20 protein-coding genes are annotated in these 19,262 nt (G+C 30.2%); 5 read left to right on the top strand and 15 right to left on the bottom strand.

Annotated elements, in window-relative coordinates:
• Nucleotides 1–213: 213 nt before the first annotated feature.
• The 5 genes from CLAU_RS00100 to CLAU_RS00080 form a co-directional block, all read right to left on the bottom strand.
• Nucleotides 214–1,152: a DUF1848 domain-containing protein gene (locus CLAU_RS00100; protein ID WP_013238598.1), complete on the bottom strand. Its 939-nt coding sequence runs from the start codon at nucleotides 1,150–1,152 to the stop codon at nucleotides 214–216.
• A 12-nt stretch (nucleotides 1,153–1,164) separates the two neighbouring features.
• Entirely contained in the window at nucleotides 1,165–2,055 is an 891-nt protein-coding gene (locus tag CLAU_RS00095) for a DMT family transporter (protein WP_023161648.1), read from the bottom strand.
• A gap of 17 nt (nucleotides 2,056–2,072) precedes the next feature.
• Nucleotides 2,073–2,855 carry a PhzF family phenazine biosynthesis protein gene (locus tag CLAU_RS00090; protein WP_013238596.1) on the bottom strand — a complete coding sequence of 261 codons (783 nt, stop codon included), beginning with the start codon at nucleotides 2,853–2,855 and terminating at the stop codon, nucleotides 2,073–2,075.
• Between the two features lie 66 nt (nucleotides 2,856–2,921).
• Nucleotides 2,922–3,380: a Fur family transcriptional regulator gene (locus CLAU_RS00085; protein ID WP_013238595.1), complete on the bottom strand. Its 459-nt coding sequence runs from the start codon at nucleotides 3,378–3,380 to the stop codon at nucleotides 2,922–2,924.
• A gap of 14 nt (nucleotides 3,381–3,394) precedes the next feature.
• Nucleotides 3,395–3,937 carry a MarR family winged helix-turn-helix transcriptional regulator gene (locus tag CLAU_RS00080; RefSeq protein WP_013238594.1) on the bottom strand — a complete coding sequence of 181 codons (543 nt, stop codon included), beginning with the start codon at nucleotides 3,935–3,937 and terminating at the stop codon, nucleotides 3,395–3,397.
• Between the two features lie 736 nt (nucleotides 3,938–4,673).
• On the opposite strand from CLAU_RS00080, the gene CLAU_RS00075 reads away from it, so the two are divergent.
• Complete coding sequence (locus CLAU_RS00075) at nucleotides 4,674–5,066, top strand: hypothetical protein (RefSeq protein WP_013238593.1); 393 nt, start codon at nucleotides 4,674–4,676, stop codon at nucleotides 5,064–5,066.
• Between the two features lies 1 nt (nucleotide 5,067).
• Complete coding sequence (locus CLAU_RS00070) at nucleotides 5,068–5,271, top strand: helix-turn-helix transcriptional regulator (RefSeq protein ID WP_013238592.1); 204 nt, start codon at nucleotides 5,068–5,070, stop codon at nucleotides 5,269–5,271.
• A 51-nt stretch (nucleotides 5,272–5,322) separates the two neighbouring features.
• On the opposite strand, the gene CLAU_RS00065 is transcribed toward CLAU_RS00070, so the two are convergent.
• The 4 genes from CLAU_RS00065 to CLAU_RS00050 all read right to left on the bottom strand — a co-directional run bounded on the left by CLAU_RS00065 (nucleotide 5,323) and on the right by CLAU_RS00050 (nucleotide 9,084).
• A complete protein-coding gene (locus tag CLAU_RS00065; protein WP_013238591.1) occupies nucleotides 5,323–6,270 on the bottom strand; it encodes an AEC family transporter in 948 nt (315 codons plus the stop codon).
• Nucleotides 6,271–6,386: 116 nt separating this feature from the next.
• The gene (locus CLAU_RS00060; protein WP_013238590.1) at nucleotides 6,387–7,058 is read right to left on the bottom strand and encodes a flavodoxin family protein; all 672 of its coding nucleotides are present in this window, start codon (nucleotides 7,056–7,058) and stop codon (nucleotides 6,387–6,389) included.
• A gap of 1 nt (nucleotide 7,059) precedes the next feature.
• A complete protein-coding gene (locus CLAU_RS00055; protein WP_013238589.1) occupies nucleotides 7,060–7,632 on the bottom strand; it encodes an NAD(P)H-dependent oxidoreductase in 573 nt (190 codons plus the stop codon).
• 249 nt (nucleotides 7,633–7,881) lie between these two features.
• Nucleotides 7,882–9,084 carry an EAL and HDOD domain-containing protein gene (locus CLAU_RS00050; RefSeq protein WP_013238588.1) on the bottom strand — a complete coding sequence of 401 codons (1,203 nt, stop codon included), beginning with the start codon at nucleotides 9,082–9,084 and terminating at the stop codon, nucleotides 7,882–7,884.
• 185 nt (nucleotides 9,085–9,269) lie between these two features.
• On the opposite strand from CLAU_RS00050, the gene CLAU_RS00045 reads away from it, so the two are divergent.
• Entirely contained in the window at nucleotides 9,270–9,944 is a 675-nt protein-coding gene (locus tag CLAU_RS00045) for a DUF3298 and DUF4163 domain-containing protein (RefSeq protein ID WP_023161647.1), read from the top strand.
• 61 nt (nucleotides 9,945–10,005) lie between these two features.
• Here the strand turns inward: CLAU_RS00045 and yjeM are convergent, their stop codons facing one another.
• The 5 genes from yjeM to CLAU_RS00020 form a co-directional block, all read right to left on the bottom strand.
• On the bottom strand, nucleotides 10,006–11,511 hold the full coding sequence (yjeM, locus tag CLAU_RS00040) for a glutamate/gamma-aminobutyrate family transporter YjeM (RefSeq protein WP_013238586.1): 1,506 nt from the start codon (nucleotides 11,509–11,511) through the stop codon (nucleotides 10,006–10,008).
• A gap of 29 nt (nucleotides 11,512–11,540) precedes the next feature.
• A complete protein-coding gene (gene pepT, locus CLAU_RS00035) occupies nucleotides 11,541–12,767 on the bottom strand; it encodes a peptidase T (protein WP_023161646.1) in 1,227 nt (408 codons plus the stop codon).
• Between the two features lie 205 nt (nucleotides 12,768–12,972).
• A complete protein-coding gene (locus CLAU_RS00030) occupies nucleotides 12,973–15,630 on the bottom strand; it encodes a winged helix-turn-helix domain-containing protein (RefSeq protein WP_013238584.1) in 2,658 nt (885 codons plus the stop codon).
• Nucleotides 15,631–15,653: 23 nt separating this feature from the next.
• A complete protein-coding gene (gene pepT, locus CLAU_RS00025) occupies nucleotides 15,654–16,880 on the bottom strand; it encodes a peptidase T (protein WP_013238583.1) in 1,227 nt (408 codons plus the stop codon).
• Nucleotides 16,881–16,923: 43 nt separating this feature from the next.
• Entirely contained in the window at nucleotides 16,924–17,898 is a 975-nt protein-coding gene (locus CLAU_RS00020; RefSeq protein ID WP_023161643.1) for a D-2-hydroxyacid dehydrogenase, read from the bottom strand.
• Nucleotides 17,899–18,013: 115 nt separating this feature from the next.
• Here CLAU_RS00020 and CLAU_RS00015 point away from each other — a divergent pair, with 115 nt between their 5' ends.
• Entirely contained in the window at nucleotides 18,014–18,475 is a 462-nt protein-coding gene (locus tag CLAU_RS00015; protein ID WP_013238581.1) for an OsmC family protein, read from the top strand.
• A gap of 7 nt (nucleotides 18,476–18,482) precedes the next feature.
• Nucleotides 18,483–18,740: a LysR substrate-binding domain-containing protein gene (locus CLAU_RS00010; protein WP_013238580.1), complete on the top strand. Its 258-nt coding sequence runs from the start codon at nucleotides 18,483–18,485 to the stop codon at nucleotides 18,738–18,740.
• 238 nt (nucleotides 18,741–18,978) lie between these two features.
• On the opposite strand, the gene CLAU_RS00005 is transcribed toward CLAU_RS00010, so the two are convergent.
• The gene (locus CLAU_RS00005; RefSeq protein WP_013238579.1) at nucleotides 18,979–19,185 is read right to left on the bottom strand and encodes a TOBE domain-containing protein; all 207 of its coding nucleotides are present in this window, start codon (nucleotides 19,183–19,185) and stop codon (nucleotides 18,979–18,981) included.
• Between the last annotated feature and the right edge of the window lie 77 nt (nucleotides 19,186–19,262).

The raw sequence follows: 19,262 nt of genomic DNA, 5'->3' as shown, positions 1-19,262 counted from the left end.
TATATTCACTATTCTCCAGATATTGAAATAAGAGTCTCTATAAAAAAGAAGCTAGAATATAAATATTGTTTTAGTTACAGATGGGATTTTATAGAACCTGATACTTGGAATATATTTCTGAATAATTAAATTAAGGGAGCTTATAGCTCCCTCTTTTTATAATATTACACTTAATATTGTATCAACTCACCTCAATGCAATTATATCATAATCCTATTTTCTATAAAAAGATAGCTGACCATCTCTATATGATTTCATCTTTCTGTCTATAACCTTTTCATCTCCACACAACTCACCTATCAGCAAAGGAGATTTTTTATTATGCTTCAATAAATTCTTTTCAGCAGCATCCCTATTAAAATTAGCATAGCAGTATAAACAAACATGGTTACATGTATTATACGCTCCTATATCAATGCTCTTTACACATCCACAAACCTTTCTTTGATTTGGATCTTTATCTATAGACAGCTTTTCCCCAGATATCTTAGAAATCAACCTGTCATCTATACATTTACCGTGATTAATATTGAACTTTGATAAATCTATTTCTTCAGAACAAGTTTCAATAGTCACATTATACTTAGAAGCTATCTTTGAAAACTTCTCTGCTAACTCAAACATATCATCCTTATCTATTGGTAAAATGTTTATTTCTTTTAAATTGCGCTCAGTTTTCCTGTATAAATCTAAAAAGCTGATAATACACTTATTTGTATATGGGCATAATCTTTTTGAAAGATACTCAAACCACTTATAATGGTAATCTTTTGTAAACTTATCAGTTAATATTATGGGATCATACCTCCATATAACTCTATCCTTACCAATTCGTTTTGATAATTCTATAAATGTATTTATCAAATACTTTTTCTCCGGAACGTTTGTCTCCAATGTCTTATCATACGAATTTAAAGTGAATTGAAAATAATAGTTGTATTCTTTAATTTCGTCCAATCTATTCATCATTTTTTTAGGATTTTTAGTCCAAAATACTATACAATCTATTACTTTAGGATTTAAAATCACTTTACTCACTTGCTTTGAATTAAACGGATTCTTGACTAACACAAATCCTTCCTTTATTCTATTGAAAAACCAATCACTATAAAAAGCTGGTATGTCTGTTCTTCTGCTTACACTTAATATCATAAAACTATCCTTCTAATCCAACATATATTCCTTTGCATCTGATTTTTTTCCCCATAACTCATTGATAAAAGTTGTCCCCAATATGAGAATACCACCTAGTACCTGTATGAACGTCATTCTTTCTCCTAAAAATATACTGGACATAACTATTGCCGATATGGGATCAATATAGCTGAATATTGCTATTGTCTGCCCTTTAAGTTTTAGTATTGCAGAAAAATACAGAAGATAAGCTATTCCCGTATGTATTATTCCCACAGCTAAAAGAAGTACAATGGACTTAAAACCTAACTGTGAAAGTGACACTTTTTCCGTAACAAATACATAAGGCAATAGAACTACTGCCGCTGCAGTAAGTTGTATCATACCGCTTTCCATACCTGATAAATTTTTTATAAACTTATTTATTATAATCACACTGGCATAGAGAGCTGCTGCTGCGAGACCATATATAATACCTAGCAATTGATTGTTTTCTGCCGCACTACTTCCAGCTCCTACTATTAAAAACATTCCCGCCATAGCGACTATGATGCACATAATCTTAACTGTATTCAATTTTTCCTTCAATATAAATGGAGACAAAAACATGACAATTACAGGTGCAAAATAATAACACAAAGTAGCTTTTGATACAGTGGTATACTTGTATGCTTGAAATAAAAAAATCCAATTGACACCTATAGCAGCTCCAGATATTATTAATGGAATTAAATTAGATTTAATGGCTTTCCATGATGTATTTTGTCTTGTTATGTAACTTGCTGTAAATAAAAAGATACTTCCTATTATTCCCCTTACCAATGCAATCATGCTAGAAGACAAGTCTATATTTTTGACAAACAGCCCAACGCTGCCGAATATGAGCATTGCAACTATAAGTTTTATTTTTCCATTTTCCATCATTTAACTCCTCATAACTATATATTAATATTTCCCACCATATATAGTGAAGCTCTTCCACTTATTTTAACCCTATCACCACAAAGTTCACAATATAATGTTCCACCGCGTTTTGACAGCTGTTTTGCTATCATCTTATCTTTATTCAATCTTTTTGACCAAAAGGGTATTAAATTACTGTGTGCAGAACCAGTTACAGGATCTTCATTTACACCAAGCTTCGGATAAAAACAACGGGATACAAAATCCACATCACTGCCCTTTGCAGTTACGATAACTCCTGAGCCAACTTCTAATTTTAACATTTTAGAAAAATCAGGAGCTAAATTTTTAACCTGCTCTTCTGTTTCAACTACTATAACTAAATCCCTTGATAAGTATGTTTCTATAGGTTTCACCCCAATGATATCCAAAATTGTTTCTGGTATTTGAGTTTTTTTAGGTTCTCTTGTAGGAAAATTCATTTCATATAAATCACTTTTACGATTGACTTCAAGTATTCCACTTGCAGTATGAAATATCATTTTATCTGTTCCAACATCTACATAATTGGAAATAACATAGGAAGTCCCCAGTGTAGCGTGTCCGCATAAATCTATTTCTGCCTTTGGCGTAAACCACCTTAGATCATATTCATTTTTATTTTTACCTTTAACTACAAAAGCTGTTTCTGACAAATTGTTCTCTGCTGCAATTTTTTGCATTACATCATCCTGCAGCCACTCATCTAATACACATACTCCTGCCGGATTTCCCTTAAACACTTCATCCGTAAAAGCATCAGCAACATAATATTTCATATACTTAGCCCCCCTCTTTGAATAATATTATATTACTATACTAACTATCTCTTGTAAACTAAACTATTATGCATCTTTACATGCTTCACAAATTCCATAATAAATATTACTCTGGCTGTTGATTTTAAAGTCATATATATTCTCAATAAACTTTTTCTGTTTGTCCAATTCCTTTAAAATTTCACTATCAAAGGCTCCAATTATTTTTCCACATTTTACACAAACTAAATGTGGATGCTCAAATTTTTCATCTGGAATTACCAATTCATATCTTCCATACTTCTCATTAGTTTCAATTTTCCTCAGCACACCAATTTTTTCAAAAGAAAGTATGCACCTATATACAGTGGCAATTCCAATCTTACTACAATAACTTTTTGAAAAATAATGAACCTCTTCAACAGTCATATGTTCATAGTTTTTTTCAAAAAAAGCCTTTAATACTGCACTCCTTTGACTTGTTAATTTACATCCCTTTTCCTGAATTACAGACCTTATTTTTTCTTGAATTTCCTGTGGTATCATATCTAAAACTTTCCTTAAAGATTCCTAAACAAGTGCTTAAGGTTGTCATCTGACTCATGATGATGTTTATGAAATCCATGATGTCTATGATGATCATGAAGTCCACATTGTAAATCACCTGAGTCACCTTCATTAAGTGATTTAGATAATTTTTCAGTAATCATAAGCATTTGTTTTACTTCTTCATCAGAAAGACTTTGAAATAGGGACCCAACTAACTTTTGAGTAGAAATTCTTGATTCCTCCTCAACTTTTCTTCCACTATCTGTAATATAAATATGCATAACTCTCTGATCTTTATCGTCTTGCTTACGTTCAACAAGTCCAAATAGTTCCATCTTTCCTATCATCACAGTCATTGATGCAGGTCTCACATCCATGATTTCAGCAAGCTGTCGTTGAGTAATACCCTCATTTTCTGCAACGATAGTAAGCATTCTCGATTGTCCTCCCATAAAGTGATTTCCTCCATGAGAAATTTTATGTGAAAAACGGTGCATTTGTCTTCCTAAACGGTGTAATTCTATAAATAATTTCATTGATTCTTCATTTGCCATTTAAAATTCCTCCAATATGTTTAGTTACCTAACTAACTTATTTTTAATATATCATTGCTTTTTCATATTGTCAATAACAATTTAGTTAGCTAACTAATAATTGTTAGAAATAAAAATATTATAAGATATATCCTCTATTACTTCATTAATTTACCATATATTATCTACTTGCAATGACAACTTAAATATGTTATTATAATCTCACAAAAGGAAAACGACTACATTCTTAGTTGATGATTTTTCTTTTTATTATGAATTTTATAGTGTACAACTTCTGAAATACACGTTAAGCTTTTATTTTGAACCTACATTTAAACATCGGGAGTTCAAATTTAGATGAGGATATGTACTTTTTTATGAGTCCTTTTAAGGCATTAAAAGCGATAGATACATCTGTGAGAACACCCACCTATCGAGAGATAGGTGTCAAAATTAAAGCACCGATATTTTGGATATAAATATAAAATTCAAAGCCAATGCTTAATTAAGCATTGGCTTTTTAATATTTAATAAAGTTATCCGATGACTACCTGCTCTAATACTTCCACTTCTCCAAGTGGAAGTAAAGAGCAGCTACGTCCCCGGATAACGATTTCTAACCACAGGTAGAGTCAAAACTCCATCTGATGCCAAGAACTCTGTTTATAAATAATTCACTTTTTACTTGATTTTAAAAATTTCATGTGATATATTTATAACATAAGTTACAAATATATCACATGAAGGAGATTATATTATGAAAGATAAAAAGATTAGTTTAAGAATTTGGATTAGTGCTAAAATAATCCCGGCTTTATTATTTCTCATATATTATTGGATGAGTGTAAGCCTCACTTTCAAACCCATTCATATATTAATAGAATATTTATTGCTGGGACTTACGCTTGTATTTTTAGCACTACTAAAAGGAAACTCAGAGATTTTTGATGAATTTGCAAAAGAAACCCTTAATAAAACAGATTCTATTTGTCTAAAACTTTCTTATTTATTTATGGCCGGCATTTTACTTCCATCCGCATTTATAACCCCAAGTGGTGTAATGACAGGCTACTTGATTGCTATAGGTATAGTAGCATTAACTATCCTGCGGGCAATTATTTTCTGTGTAATTGATATGCGAGGTATATAATATGCCAACTCTAAAAACAAAAGTAAAAGAATATAGAGAAAAAATGAATATGAAACAAAGTGAATTAGCAGAATTAATAGGGGTAAGAAGAGAAACCATTGTTCACCTTGAAAATGGTAGATACAATCCATCACTAAAACTAGCAATGGATATCGCAAAAGTATTCAATACTTCTGTGGAAGAATTATTTAAATTTGAAGATTAGATTATCAATTTGGTGGAGGTTATATACTCCACCAATTCATTTAAAAACAAATTATATGATAAATTTAAAGCTCTTTAATACGAAAATCCAGAAAGTTAGAGTAAAAGCTGATAATAAAGTAGTGGCTACAACAACACTTGAAGTCAAAACACCATCATTGTTCATGTTCTTTGCCATTATATAACAGCTCACTGTAGTTGGAGAACCAAGCATGATAATTAGAGCAACAAGTTCTTGATCTCTAAATCCAAAATATACTGCTAGTGGCAAAAATACAGCAGCTTGAGCTACCAGTTTTATAAAAGAAGCTGCCAAAGTTGGTTTTATCTTTGCAAGGGCTTTTGTTCCTTCAAAGCCAGCCCCAATAGTTACAAGTGCCAAAGGAGATGCCATAACTGCAAAATTTTTGAGTGTTTTGTCTATTATTTTAGGGAAATGAATATTTAATAGTGACACTATCATTCCTAGCAAAATTCCAATGATAATGGGGTTTTTTATAATATTGATGCATGCTTTTTTTATACTATCATTTCCTCCTCTGCTATCTTCACTTTCAAAAGTAAGTACAATAACAGAATATATATTGTAAAGTGGAACAGCTCCTATAATCATCATAGGAGCCATCCCCGCATTTCCATAAATATTTTGAACAAAGGCAATTCCCAGTATAGCTGCACTTCCACGAAAAGATGCTTGTACAAAAGCTCCTGTCATAGAAGAATCCTTCATAAATTTTTTAGTAAAAAACCAAATTGACCAGAAACAAATGGATGTAACTACTGCACAAAACAATATGTACTTCCCATCAAAATTTTTAATTATATTAGTTGATCCAATATCAGTTAATAATAATATCGGTAAAGTAACTTTAAAGTTAAATTTATTAGCTACCTCTATGAAATTATCATTCAACATTCCTATTTGTTTTAACACATATCCTACCACAATAACTAAAAACACAGGTACTGTCGCATTTAAACTGTATATTAAACTCTCCATTTTGCAATTTTCACCTTTCTAAAGCATATAGCTAAATTTGAGTACACATATTACATTATAATAGAACCTGTCTAATATACAACTTTTATAAAAAAAAAATGAGATATCTCATTTTTTTAATATACCTTTTTTAAAAGGTCCTCTTTTGTCATATTATTTTCTTTCACCATTTTTACCCATCCGTTATTCCCGTTAAGTATGAATTGTGATCTAGGCACCTTAGGGCTTACAAATACTCCTTTTTCATCGTCCTCTCTGCCGCTTTCTATACTATCTTTAAATTTACAAAGTGCTAGATAGATGTTCCTTTTTATTTCACTCTCAATTGGTATTATATCTTTTGTACCCTTAATGAATTCTCCTCCGCCTATACCTATTGCAAACTTGAAGTCAAAGCCTGTCTTTTTCGAAAAGTTATAAATTATATTTACAGCATTTTTATTTTGAATGCCTTCTACAAATCCACAATTAATAACACCATATAAATCTGGAAGTTTATTTTTATCAATCTTATTTTCTTTTATATAATTTTCAAGTTTCCATAAAAAATCAAGAAAATTAGATGGTATGCTATCAACATAAAGTGGGAAAACAAATATTACGCTATCTGAGTTTACAATTTTCTCAAAACTTTGATCTATCTTACCTGATTTTAAATCTTTAATTGCATAAACACATTGAGTTTCTATATCATTATCTTTAATTAATTTCTGCATTTCTCCTATGAAATAAGCTGAAGTGCTTCCACTTTCTCTAGGGCTTCCATTTACAAAACATGCCTTTTTCACTTTACCTAACCTCTCTTTCTTTTAAATAGACTTCAAAATCACTTATATATTCATCTATATCAGCATCGTTTTTGCACACATAAGCTTTTGCTCCATTTTTTTGAAGATTTATTCCATTAGCTGTAACAAGAGAACTAAAAGTTTCTTCTTCTTCACTAGAAACATCTTCACTATATCCTAAAGCAACTAGTTCTGGATACTTGTCATAACGTGGTGAATGATGCATTTCTCCATTCACTTCTTCAAAAAACGGAAGTATATTAGGTATTTGCCTATCCAGTGATCTTTTTATAACAGGACTGTAACATCCATATTTTATTGGGCCTACATACAATACAACATCACTTTTTATAAAATCCTCACATATTTTTCTTCCCAGGTCATCAAATACACACATACCAGGAGTCTTGAGCCAACAGCTAAAGCATCCAATACAATAATGTAAATCGTCCAAAGCTAAATTGTAACTTTTAAACTCAATTTTTTTAGTTTGAAATGTTTTTATAGTTTTTTCTATTATTTCCCTTCCAAGCTTGTTTTCATTTTGCCTATCATTTATAACCAATATTTTCATAAGTTTAAATTACCTCCTTATCATGTTTACAGCGTCAACTTATGAATATATAATACATTACTAAGTTTACATTGTCAACATAATTTAAATTTTAAGGAGGTGGAAGTTTAGTTTTCCACTAAAACTTTTTATTTACCACTCTCCTTAGACTTTTCCATTAAAAATATGTGAAATATATCTCCTCCAATATTTTTTTAACTTTCAGTTTGTTTAATGTATGAAAGTTTGTCTACTTAGCTCTCGATTATGTCATATTATATTAGCCCAATTCAATGCAAAAATGTATTCTTTCACAACTGCACTTATATTTATATTTAACTTCTTTGAAAATTCTGTACATTCATCCCATCTAGCCCTTTCATAGGAAATTATTAAATCAAGGACTTCCCTATATTTATTACCTTTTCCAATTAAGGCTTCCCTTACATCCTTCTCTAAAAACAGTTCGCTCAATAGACTCTCCATATTCCTTTCAAGTATTACATCGAGCATAGAAAGCATACCTACTATAAAAAAGTTATACTGCTTTTCCAAATCATCAGGGTATAACTTTGATCCAATTCTTTCACAAAATTTAGCTCTTACAATAGATGCCCTTACAATTTCACTTGACCTATAAGATCCCATACTTCCTAAAACTATAACATAAAGCCATTTGCAAGATTCTATTTCTCCAAGATAGGTTATTGCTTGATGCGGTGAAAGAATTTTACTTTTAAGCCCATACATAGATGAATTTATGAGCTTTAAAAATTTATATATTATAGACAAATCTTTTATTATAAGTGATTTCAATTTTACAATATCTACATTTTTTTTGCTTAATTCAGAAAGTATTTCTACATATATTAATTTTTCCTTTGGAATATCTTTAGCTGATACTATAGTTGGCTTACTAAAAAAATATCCCTGAAAAAGATCATATCCTAAATTTTTTGCTTTATTATAGTCTTCTTGCGTTTCAACTTTTTCCGCTAAAAATTTAATATTATTGTTTTTAGTATTATTTAATATGAACTTCTTTTCATATCTCGCCATCTTAAAATCCACTTTAACTATATCTGCCAAATCTAATAATTCTATGTACTTTTTATCAAATATAAAATCATCAAGTGCAAGTGTATAACCACACCCTTTCAAGTATCTGCACGCATTTACTACTCTTGGAGTTGGTTCAACGGTTTCAAGTATTTCAATTACTACATTCTTAGGTAACATCGGAATAACATCATCTGTTATGAGCTTTTTAGGAAAATTGATAAACGCCTTTTTACCCCATGTAATTTTATCTACTCCAACGAGAGAAAAAACGTTTGCTATAACATTACACGTAGCTTTATCTTCATCATTGCCCTTATAGTAATTTTCAAAACTATCCCTATAAAGCAATTCATAAGCTACAACTTTCTCTTTTTTATTAAATATTGGTTGTCTAGCTATAAATGCATCCAAATTATCACTTCCTTAAAACATACTTAACATATATATTAGGGTTTATTGGAATTATCCTATTATAAACTTATCGTACAAATTTGGGTACTTCATTATTGCTTATTTTTTAATAAAAAACTAGAAGAACATTTTTACTACTTAATAAATAAATTATACTATAAAAAACTATTATTGAGAGGATACAAATGCCACATAATCATAATATTTCAAAAAATATCTGTCCATTTGCTAAATACTTTTTTAGAAATGAAGCAAGTAATGGAGTTATCTTAAATACAGGAAAGATATCACCTGAAAAATTTAGCATAAGCTATCCATTCATACCAAATCCAAATAAGGACCAAATAATAAATAAGATAAATACTTCTATTATAAATGAAGTAAGTAAACTTTTTACATCTCAAGTCCTATTCCCAGAAAAAATAGATTTTAATGAAATTTTAGGTACTTATGACGTAATGTTAAATAAAAACGGTCTTTTAAGTATACTATTTAATATGTATACTTATGTAAATAAAGCTGCTCATGGATTTACAGCTTATTCTTCCATAACATTAAACGTTAATACAGGACAAATATACAACTTCACCGATTTATTTAACCCTAAAATCTATTATGTAGGTTTTTTAAATGAACTTGCTAATCAGTATATTAAGGCCAATAACATTACACTGATAAATGAGTACAAAGGTATAACTCCAGATCAAAAGTATTACCTTACTCCTAATTCACTAGTACTTTATTACCAAGTTTACGAATACACACCTTACTACTATGGAATTTTTGAAATTGAATTGCCTTATAGTAAAATAAAAAATCTTTTAAGTCCAACAAGTCCAATAAATATGCTCATATCGTAAAAACCAGGGCCATGCACCCTGGTTAACTATTTATTTCTATGAAATTTTGAAAATTAAGATATTATTGCAATTCTTTTTTACTTTTCTTTTCATATGATCCATATATCAATAAAGCAATTATAGTAAAGAATACTGGACCTATAATCATCCATATTGTATCTTTTAAATTTCCATGTACTGCTGGTTCTATTATTGTAAAGAAATTAGCAAAACCTATGGTAAAAGTAACTACTACTGTAGCAATACATGTCCACTTATAACTTTTGAAAACTTCAAAAGGTTTTTTGATTTCTGTTTTCTTTTTAAAAGCAATAAATGCAGCTGATAAAAACATATATGGTACAGTCATTGCTACGTTAGTCATCTTTATTAATATATTAAAAAATTTAGACGCTGCATCTCCTCCAAAAGATACTAGTGCTATAAATGCCACTACAAATATACATTGAACCCACATAGCATTCTTAGGCATTCCATCTTTAATTTCAGCCATTTTTCCTGGCCATAATTCCTTTGGTGTACCTTCCACTAATTGTTTCAATGGCGCATAACACAATGTAAAAAATGCTCCCGATAGTGCTAAAAACATAGATAACCCTGCATACCTAGCTGTCCAAGCTCCTATTGTCAATGAAGTTGCTTGACTGCATCCAAAGCTTTGTCCTATTTGATATCCTAAGTTTTGCATTACCACATAAGCAACATTGCCCATGTGCACACCTTTTACTGCTAACACTTCTTTCCAATTAGTAAATATGCCGCACAAAAATATACCTACAGCATATCCTATTGCAATAATTATTGCTGCTACAGTAACACCTTTTGGAAATGTTACTTCTGCTTTTTCAGTTTGGTCTACCAATCCTCCCACTGCTTCTATTCCGCCATAAGCAAATAATGCAAATACTAAAAATGCCAATACACTAATGCCACTTTGATAGTCAGGATTTGGTGATTGTGTAAAAGCAGCTGATGATACAATTGGCTGAGCTAAATGGCCGCCATTTCCTATTAAAACAGCTACTGCTCCAATTAATAATACAATATTAAGTAATGCTACTGCTGTACCACCTACTGATGTTACTTTTGTTATTTTTTCCAATCCCTTAGATGCTGTTAATGTTACAACTAAAATCCAGCATATCCCTAATATTCCTAAGACTTGAGTGGAATTTAATCCTAATAGTGACCAGGTTGCCGTTTTGTCACTTCCAAATATAGCATTTGAAAACGGTACCCATATTGTTGAAGATATATTAACCATCCAAATTACATAAGAAGCATACCACATGAATGTTCCTATAAAAGCATATTTAGCTCCAACAGACTTTTCCATCCACGAGTAGATTCCACCTCTTTCATTTTTAAATGCTGCTCCATATTCTGCCATCATAAATGCATAAGGAATAAAAAAAGTTATTGCAGATAAAATATACCAAGGAATTGCACCATAACCCATCAAATAAAATGCTCTGGGTATATTAGTGAATCCAAATACTGATGTAAAAATCATTAATACTAGTGCTATTAACGTCATCTTTTTTTGTTTTTGCTCAGTTGATTCCATCTTTCTCTCCTCCTTTATTAATTTATTGATTACATTTTCCCGTATAACTGGACTATTTTAAGTATTACTTCTACAGCTTTTTCCATAGAATACACGGGTATGTACTCAAACTTACCATGGAAATTATGTCCTCCAGTAAATATATTTGGTGTAGGAAGTCCCTTAAAAGATAAGCTAGCTCCATCTGTACCACCTCTTATAGGTTGAACTTTTGGAACTACATCCACCGATTTCATCGCTTCAAAAGCGATATCAACTATATGTTTTACAGGCTCAATTTTTTCCTTCATATTTTTATACTGGTCTTTTATTTCAATTTTAACTATACTTTTGCCATATTTCTTGTTTAAACTTTCTGCAGCACCAGTTATAAATTGTTTTCTTTTTTCAAAATTTTTCTCATCAAAGTCTCTTATTATATATTCAAGCTTTGTTTGCTCTACTCCACCATTAAGTGCAACTATATGATAAAAGCCTTCATAACCTTCTGTAGTTGATGGAGTTTCATTCTGTGGAAGCATACTCATAAATTCTCCAGCAATAAGCATTGAATTTATCATTATTCCTTTTGCGCTTCCTGGATGAACATTTATTCCACTAATAATTACTTCTGCACTTGCAGCATTGAAATTTTCGTATTCCAATTCTCCAAGATCTCCTCCATCTACCGTATAAGCTGCATTTGCATTGAATTTTTCAACATCAAAATGATCTGGTCCTCTTCCAATTTCTTCATCTGGTGTAAATGCAACTTTAACGTTTCCATGCTTAATTTCTGGATTTTCTATTAGAGTTTCTAAAGCAGTGATAATCTCAGCAATTCCTGCTTTGTCATCAGCGCCTAAAAGAGTAGTCCCATCTGTAGTAATAAGTGTTTTTCCAACATAGTCTTTTAATTCTGGAAAATCCTTTGGAGAAAGAACAATATTTTTTTCTCCATTTAAAACTATATCCTTACCATCATAGTTTTCAATAAATTTAGGATTTACGTTCATTCCTGAAACTTCTGGACTTGTGTCCATATGTGCAATAAATCCTATGGTAGGAACTTCTTTATCAACATTAGATGGTAACGATGCCATTACATATCCATTTTCATCTACTGAAACCTCTCTCATTCCTATTTTCTTTAGCTCTTTTGACAATTCTTTTGCCAGCACCATCTGTCCTTGCGTAGTAGGAACCGTATTCATTTCTTCATTTGATCTAGTATCAAATTTTATATATTTAGTAAATTTTTCTACGACCTTAGACATGTTCAGCCTCCTTATAATATCTCCAATTTGTTAAAACTATATATACATATATACTGTATCACTTTTTCAAAGTATGATAATCATCCTAAAGTATTACTAGGTAGGATGAAATTTATCATTTAGCTAATCATACTTTAGGATGATTGTATATTTAAAAAAGTTATGTGAAAAGTTTCTTATATAAAACTTTTCACATAACCTTCTCTTAAATAATCCCTATCTCTTTTGCCTTCGCTACAGCTTCAATTCTATTTCGCACACTCAGTTTGCTAAATATGTTTAATATATGACTTTTAGCAGTACTTTCTGTAATAAATAATCTCTTTGCTATTTCTGAATTTTTGGCTCCTTTTTCTATTAGCATTAACACTTCTCTTTCTCTTTTACTTATTATTTGGCTATCTTCCTTAGTTGAATACAAACTTAGTATTTTATTTAAATAATCCCCCATTTCATAATAATCCTTGTTAAATTTCATAGACTTAATAGTTTTTATCAAGATTTTTCTTGCCTTTGTCTGCTTTATTAAAAATAACCTGACAAAACCACTCTTATATCCAATTATTAAAGCTTGTCTTAAATCCTTTGTGGCATTTTCGTATTGATCCTTTTGTGAAAGAATTTCTGATCTAAAAATATAGGCTCTTATAATTAAATTCTTGTTATCTTTTTCTTTATCAGAAGCTAAAATCTTATTTAATAACATTAATGCATCTTCATTTTTCCCTTTACACATGAGTATTTTAGAAAACACAACAAGTTCTTCTGCAATTTTAAAATCCCTTTTTGCAATATACTTTTCTACACATTTAATTCTGCCATACTCTATAAACCTCTCCATTTCCAGCACTTTGAAATGATCTTTTAATTTATAAAAATAGTATTTATCTGCTAACTTATTGTTCTTATATTTTTTAGATAATTCTTGTACTTTTTCATAAATCTTATTTAATTCACTCTTTTGATTCTTCTTATTATTTTTGAGGGCTACTCCAGAATATACATAATACCCTATAAATGCCGTATAAAAATCCCATTCTTCAACAAGCTCTAATCCCTTAAATACGTACTCCTCTGCTTTTATAATATAATTTTTTTCATAATACACTAGTGCTAGTGCTACATAAAAAATTGACATCAGTGAAGATTTTTCTAAATCATTACTTATAGTGCTATTTAAGCATGTATTACATATATTTTCGCATTCATTTAATTCTCCTTTAAGTAACTTTGCAAAAATAATTATTCTATTAGTCATTAAATACAAAGTATTATCCTTATAGGATTGACTTAAAATTATTGATTCATGAAAAAACTTTTCTTCTAAAACAAAATCCTGTATATAAAAATATACTATACCTGATTTTAGATTTATTATTGTATGCCAAAACATGTCTTTTCCTAAATAATTCAAAGCATTTTCATAATATGAAATACTTTTTTTATAATCTAATTCGATATAACTTTTATCTCCTCTAATAATATACAATATACCTAAGCATTCTTTCTTGTAATCTTCATCAGTACAACTCTGCAGTGCTTTTTCCGCAAACTCTAAATATTTCTTATAATTGATGTCATCATATATATACGTATACATATATATGATACAAAACCTAGCATTTTTTACAATAACATCTTGTGGTATGTTTTTTAACCAATTTTCTACATAAAAATATTCATTGGTAAAAGTCTCCTTAATACATTTATCTTCAATTACTTCTATTGCTTGCTCATAGTTTTCTATGCTTATATACTGATTAACAGCATTATTTATACGTCCATTATTTTCATACCATTTAGCGGCCTTATTGCTAGCTTCACGCATTTCTTCCTTATTTATAACATTTGCTTTACTCATTAAAAATTTCTTAAAAAGTATATCATATTTAAATAATTTTCCATCATAATCCAATTTATTAATAAACAAATTTTTATCATATATTTTTTCTAAAATTTGCTGACTATTTTCCATGCAGCTAACAGCATTGCATAACTCAATATTTAATTCATCTAAAATACACGTTTTTAATAAAAACTCTTTAATTTCTTCTGATTGCCTATTAAAAATTTCTTCACAGAAATAATCCTGAATATACTTATTACTTTCAATAAATTTTTCATTCATTTCCGTTACATTTTTTCTTTCTTTTATAGATAATACCGTCATTTGAATTCCTGCTATCCAGCCCTCTGTATACTTATTTAATATTTGTACACTTTCCTTTGGCATTGTAATTTCCATATTGGTTTTTATAAACTCATCTGTCTCTTCTAATGAAAAACTAAGATCTTCTTTACCTATCTCCGTTACTTCTCCATCCAACCTTAACTTAGAAATATTTATGCTCAGCTTTGTCCTACTTGTTATTATAATATGAATATTATCAGAAATACCGTCAATAAAATGTTTTATTTCCACAAGTATATCCTCATTCTTTACAAAATGTAAATCATCTATTACAAGTATTAAATCCCTATTTACAGATGAAATACTAGCTAATGCCATATTTACTGCCGATTCACTTGATATGTCTTGGTCTTGGATAAGATCTGCTTGTTTGCAATCCATATCATTATTTTTAAACTTTTCAATAGCTGTAATAATTGATCTCCAAAAAATATCTAAATTGTCGTCCCTTTCATCTAAAGAAATCCATACTGTATTATGATTTAGTTTTCTTGAGTATATCCATGAAATAACGGAAGTAGTTTTTCCACTACCTGCTGCTGCAGATATAATTGTAAGCTTAGTTTCCAAAACTTCATCTAGCCTACTTAAAACCTTTTCTCTGTCTATAATCTTACATTTCTTTTTTGGAATTAAAAATTTAGTATTATTGTACTTATAATTTAATAACATTTTTCTCTGCTCCCAAACACTTTTTATGTTTCTGTAAATAATTGAATTATTTTCAATATCACTTCTACAGATTTTTCCATAGAATAAGTTGAGATATATTCATATTTGCTGTGGATATTATGAACACCATTAAATATATCTGGTGTGGGAAGTCCCATATAAGATAACTTAGCTCCATCTGTTCCTCCCCTTAGTGGTGTTACATCTGGAAATACATTTACTTCTTTCATAGCTTGAATAGCTATATCCACAATATATTTTTCCGGTTCAATTTTTTCTTTCATATTTCTATACTGCTCAGTTATTTCAAGCATCACTGTGTCTTTACCATATTTTTTATTTATAGTTTGTACTACATTAGAAATAAAATTTTTTCTTTTTTCAAAATTTTTATTATCAAAATCTCTTATTAAATAATGGATTTCTGTCTTTTCTACCTTGCCATTAATAAATGAAGGATGATAAAAACCTTCAACTCCCTCTGTATTTTCAGGGGTCTCTTTTTCCGGAAACATATTCATAAGCTCTGTTGCAATTCTCAATGAATTTACCATTCTCCCTTTAGCTTCACCGGTATAGGTATTTTTGCCATTTATAGTTATTTTAGCACTTGCTGCGTTAAAGTTTTCATATTTTAAACTTCCAATAGATTCTCCATCTATCGTATAGGCTAAATCAGCCTTGAATTTTTCTACATTAAAATATTCTCCTATTTTTCCTACCTCTTCATCTGTAGTAAATGCTATTCTTATAGGCCCATGCTTAATCTTAGGATTTTGTATTAAAAACTCTACAACAGTAATAATTTCTGCTATACCCGCTTTATCATCTGCTCCAAGAAGAGTAGTTCCATCTGATGTAATTAAGGTTTGTCCTATATAATTTTTTAGCTCTGGAAAATATTTGGGAGAAAGTACTATATTTTTTTCCTCATTTAAAATTATATCTTCACCATTATAGGCTTCTATAAACCTAGGTTTTACATTAGCACCTGAAACTTGAGGATGAGTATCTATATGGGCAATAAACCCTACTACTGGTACATCTTTAGTAATGTTTGCGGGAAGTGTTGCCGTTATGTATCCATGCTCATCCAAGCAGATATCTTCCATGCCAATATTCTTTAATTCCTTTGATAATTCCTTAGCTAACTCTAACTGCCCCCGCGTAGTGGGAACTGTTGTGGAATTTTCATCGGATCTAGTATCATACTTTACATACTTTACAAATCTTTCTACAACTTTAGACACTATCAATTTCCCCTTAAATAATATTGTTATAAATGCAATCCACCTAAAGTATGATTACATTTATAGGATTTCCTTCTAAAAAATTTTTTAAGTTTTCCACAGCAATATTTAGGAGTCTTTCTCTCGTTTCCTTTGCTGCCCAGGAAATATGTGGAGTAATTATACAATTTTCTGCTTTTAAAAGAGGACTTTCTTTTTCTATAGGCTCTCTAGAAGTTACATCCAATGCAGCACCATATACTTTTCCAATATTTAATGCATGAGCTAAGTCCTCTTCTACAATTAAAGGACCTCTAGCATTATTTACTATTATCACTCCATCTTTCATATGTTCTATAGATTTACTATTAATTATACCCTTAGTTTCTTCAGTTAATGGACAGTGGAGGAAAATTACATCTGATTTTTCAAATACATCATTTAGCTCTGCATACTTTACATTTTCACTCTCCAATACCTTATTTTTATGTCTATTATATGCAAGCACTTTCATTCCCATAGCCTGAACTATCTTGCTAGTTGCTTGCCCTATTTTTCCATATCCTATTATTCCTGCTGTCTTACTGCCTAATTCCATAAGCGGTTTTTTCCAGAAACACCATTCTCCAATTTCATTCCACTGTCCCTCCTTTACAGCCTTATTGTGAATTGATACATGATTTGTGAGTTCAAGCAAAAGTGATACTGCCATTTGTGCTACAGCATCTGTGCTGTAACTTGGAATATTTGTCACCACAACGCCAAATTTTTTTGATGCCTTTATATCTACAACATTATATCCTGTTGCAAATACTCCAAGATATTTTAATTTAGGACAACTTTTAAATACATTTTCAGATATTGGAGTTTTATTTGTAAATACTACTTCTGCATCCCTAATTCTTTCAATTATAAGATCATCATTGCTATTATCAAATATAGTTTTGTCATAGACAGTTAAATCTCCAAGCTTCTCTAGAGATGACCAACTTAAATCACCTGGGTTTAGTACATATCCATCTAATATTACAATTTTCAAATATACCACTTCCTCTATGTAAATTATACTTTTTAGTATAATACTTCTTCAAATTAGAATCACCATAATAATTTAATTTTATTTTGAAATACTATATTTGAAGGGAGTGATTTTAATGCCACTTACAACCGTAAAAGCTGTAGTTGAAAAAAAAGATGGAATAGCAGTAGAAGCACATTCTGGTGGATTTAAAGTATTGCTAGATAAAACTAAACAATCCGGCGGCACCAATAAAGGTATGAACCCTGCCCAACTTTTATTATGTACTTTAGGAGGATGTCAGGCAATGTCTATAGCATCCTGTGCAGATAAATATGGAGTAAATATAAAATACTTATCAATAGAACTTGAAGGTGATATGGATTCAAATACCTCTCCAGATTCTTCTACCTCAAGACCTGGATATCAGGACATAAGATTTAACGTTAACATAAGAACTGATTCTCCAGAAAATAAAGTAAAAGAACTAGTTGAATTTGTTGAAAAAACATGCCCTATGGGAGACAGTATAAGAAATGGCGTACCAATAGAACCAGCTAAAATTTCAATAGAAAAACAAATGCACTATATGGTTTGAATTAAGAATGAATGAAATTGGATTATTTTTCAATCCCTCTTGGGAAAATACAAGCACCACAGCCTTAATTAATGTAGCCGAAAATAATATTGGATTTGCTGTACTGCCTTTTCAACTAATCAAAGATCATATTGCCTCAGGTTCTCTAGGAGAACTGAAAATAAAAGATATGGATTTTAATAGGAAACTATCTATTGTATATCACAAGAATAAGTTATTGACGAGTGCTATGAAAGATTTTATAAAGATATGCCATGAACTATAAACAGAGTTCTTGGCATCAGATGGAGTTTTAACTCCACCTGATGCTTAGAAATCGTTATCCAGGGACATAGTCACTCTTTACTCCCACTTGCAGAAGTGGGAGTATTAGAATGAGTAGTTATCGGATAAAATATCATGTCCTTTAGAATTTCTAACACACATTTGTATCTTTGAAATTCTCAAGGACTTTTACTTACTTTTGGAACAACCTTATGTAGCTTGCAAAAATTTTATATAATTTATACAGCCATCATAACAGACGTGGCTTTAATAACAGCTTTTGCTTTGACTCCAGGTGCAAGTCCAAGATCTTTAACTGCAGCCATTGAAATAGTAGAAGTAATTGTATTTCCGTCATCGGCCTTTAAAGTAACAATTGCATTTACTGCACCTTCCTTAACAGATTCAGTTTTCCCTGTTATTTGATTTCTTGCACTAATAATCATTTTTTACCCCCATCTTGCCGCCATAAGCGACATAAAATATTAATATTTACTATGTTTCCATAATATCACATAGTCTA

The organism is Clostridium autoethanogenum DSM 10061, assembly GCF_001484725.1.
Taxonomy (GTDB): Bacteria; Bacillota; Clostridia; order Clostridiales; family Clostridiaceae; genus Clostridium_B; species Clostridium_B ljungdahlii.
The sequence above is the reverse complement of the archived record's forward strand: the minus strand, read 5'-3'. Positions and strand labels throughout refer to the sequence as shown.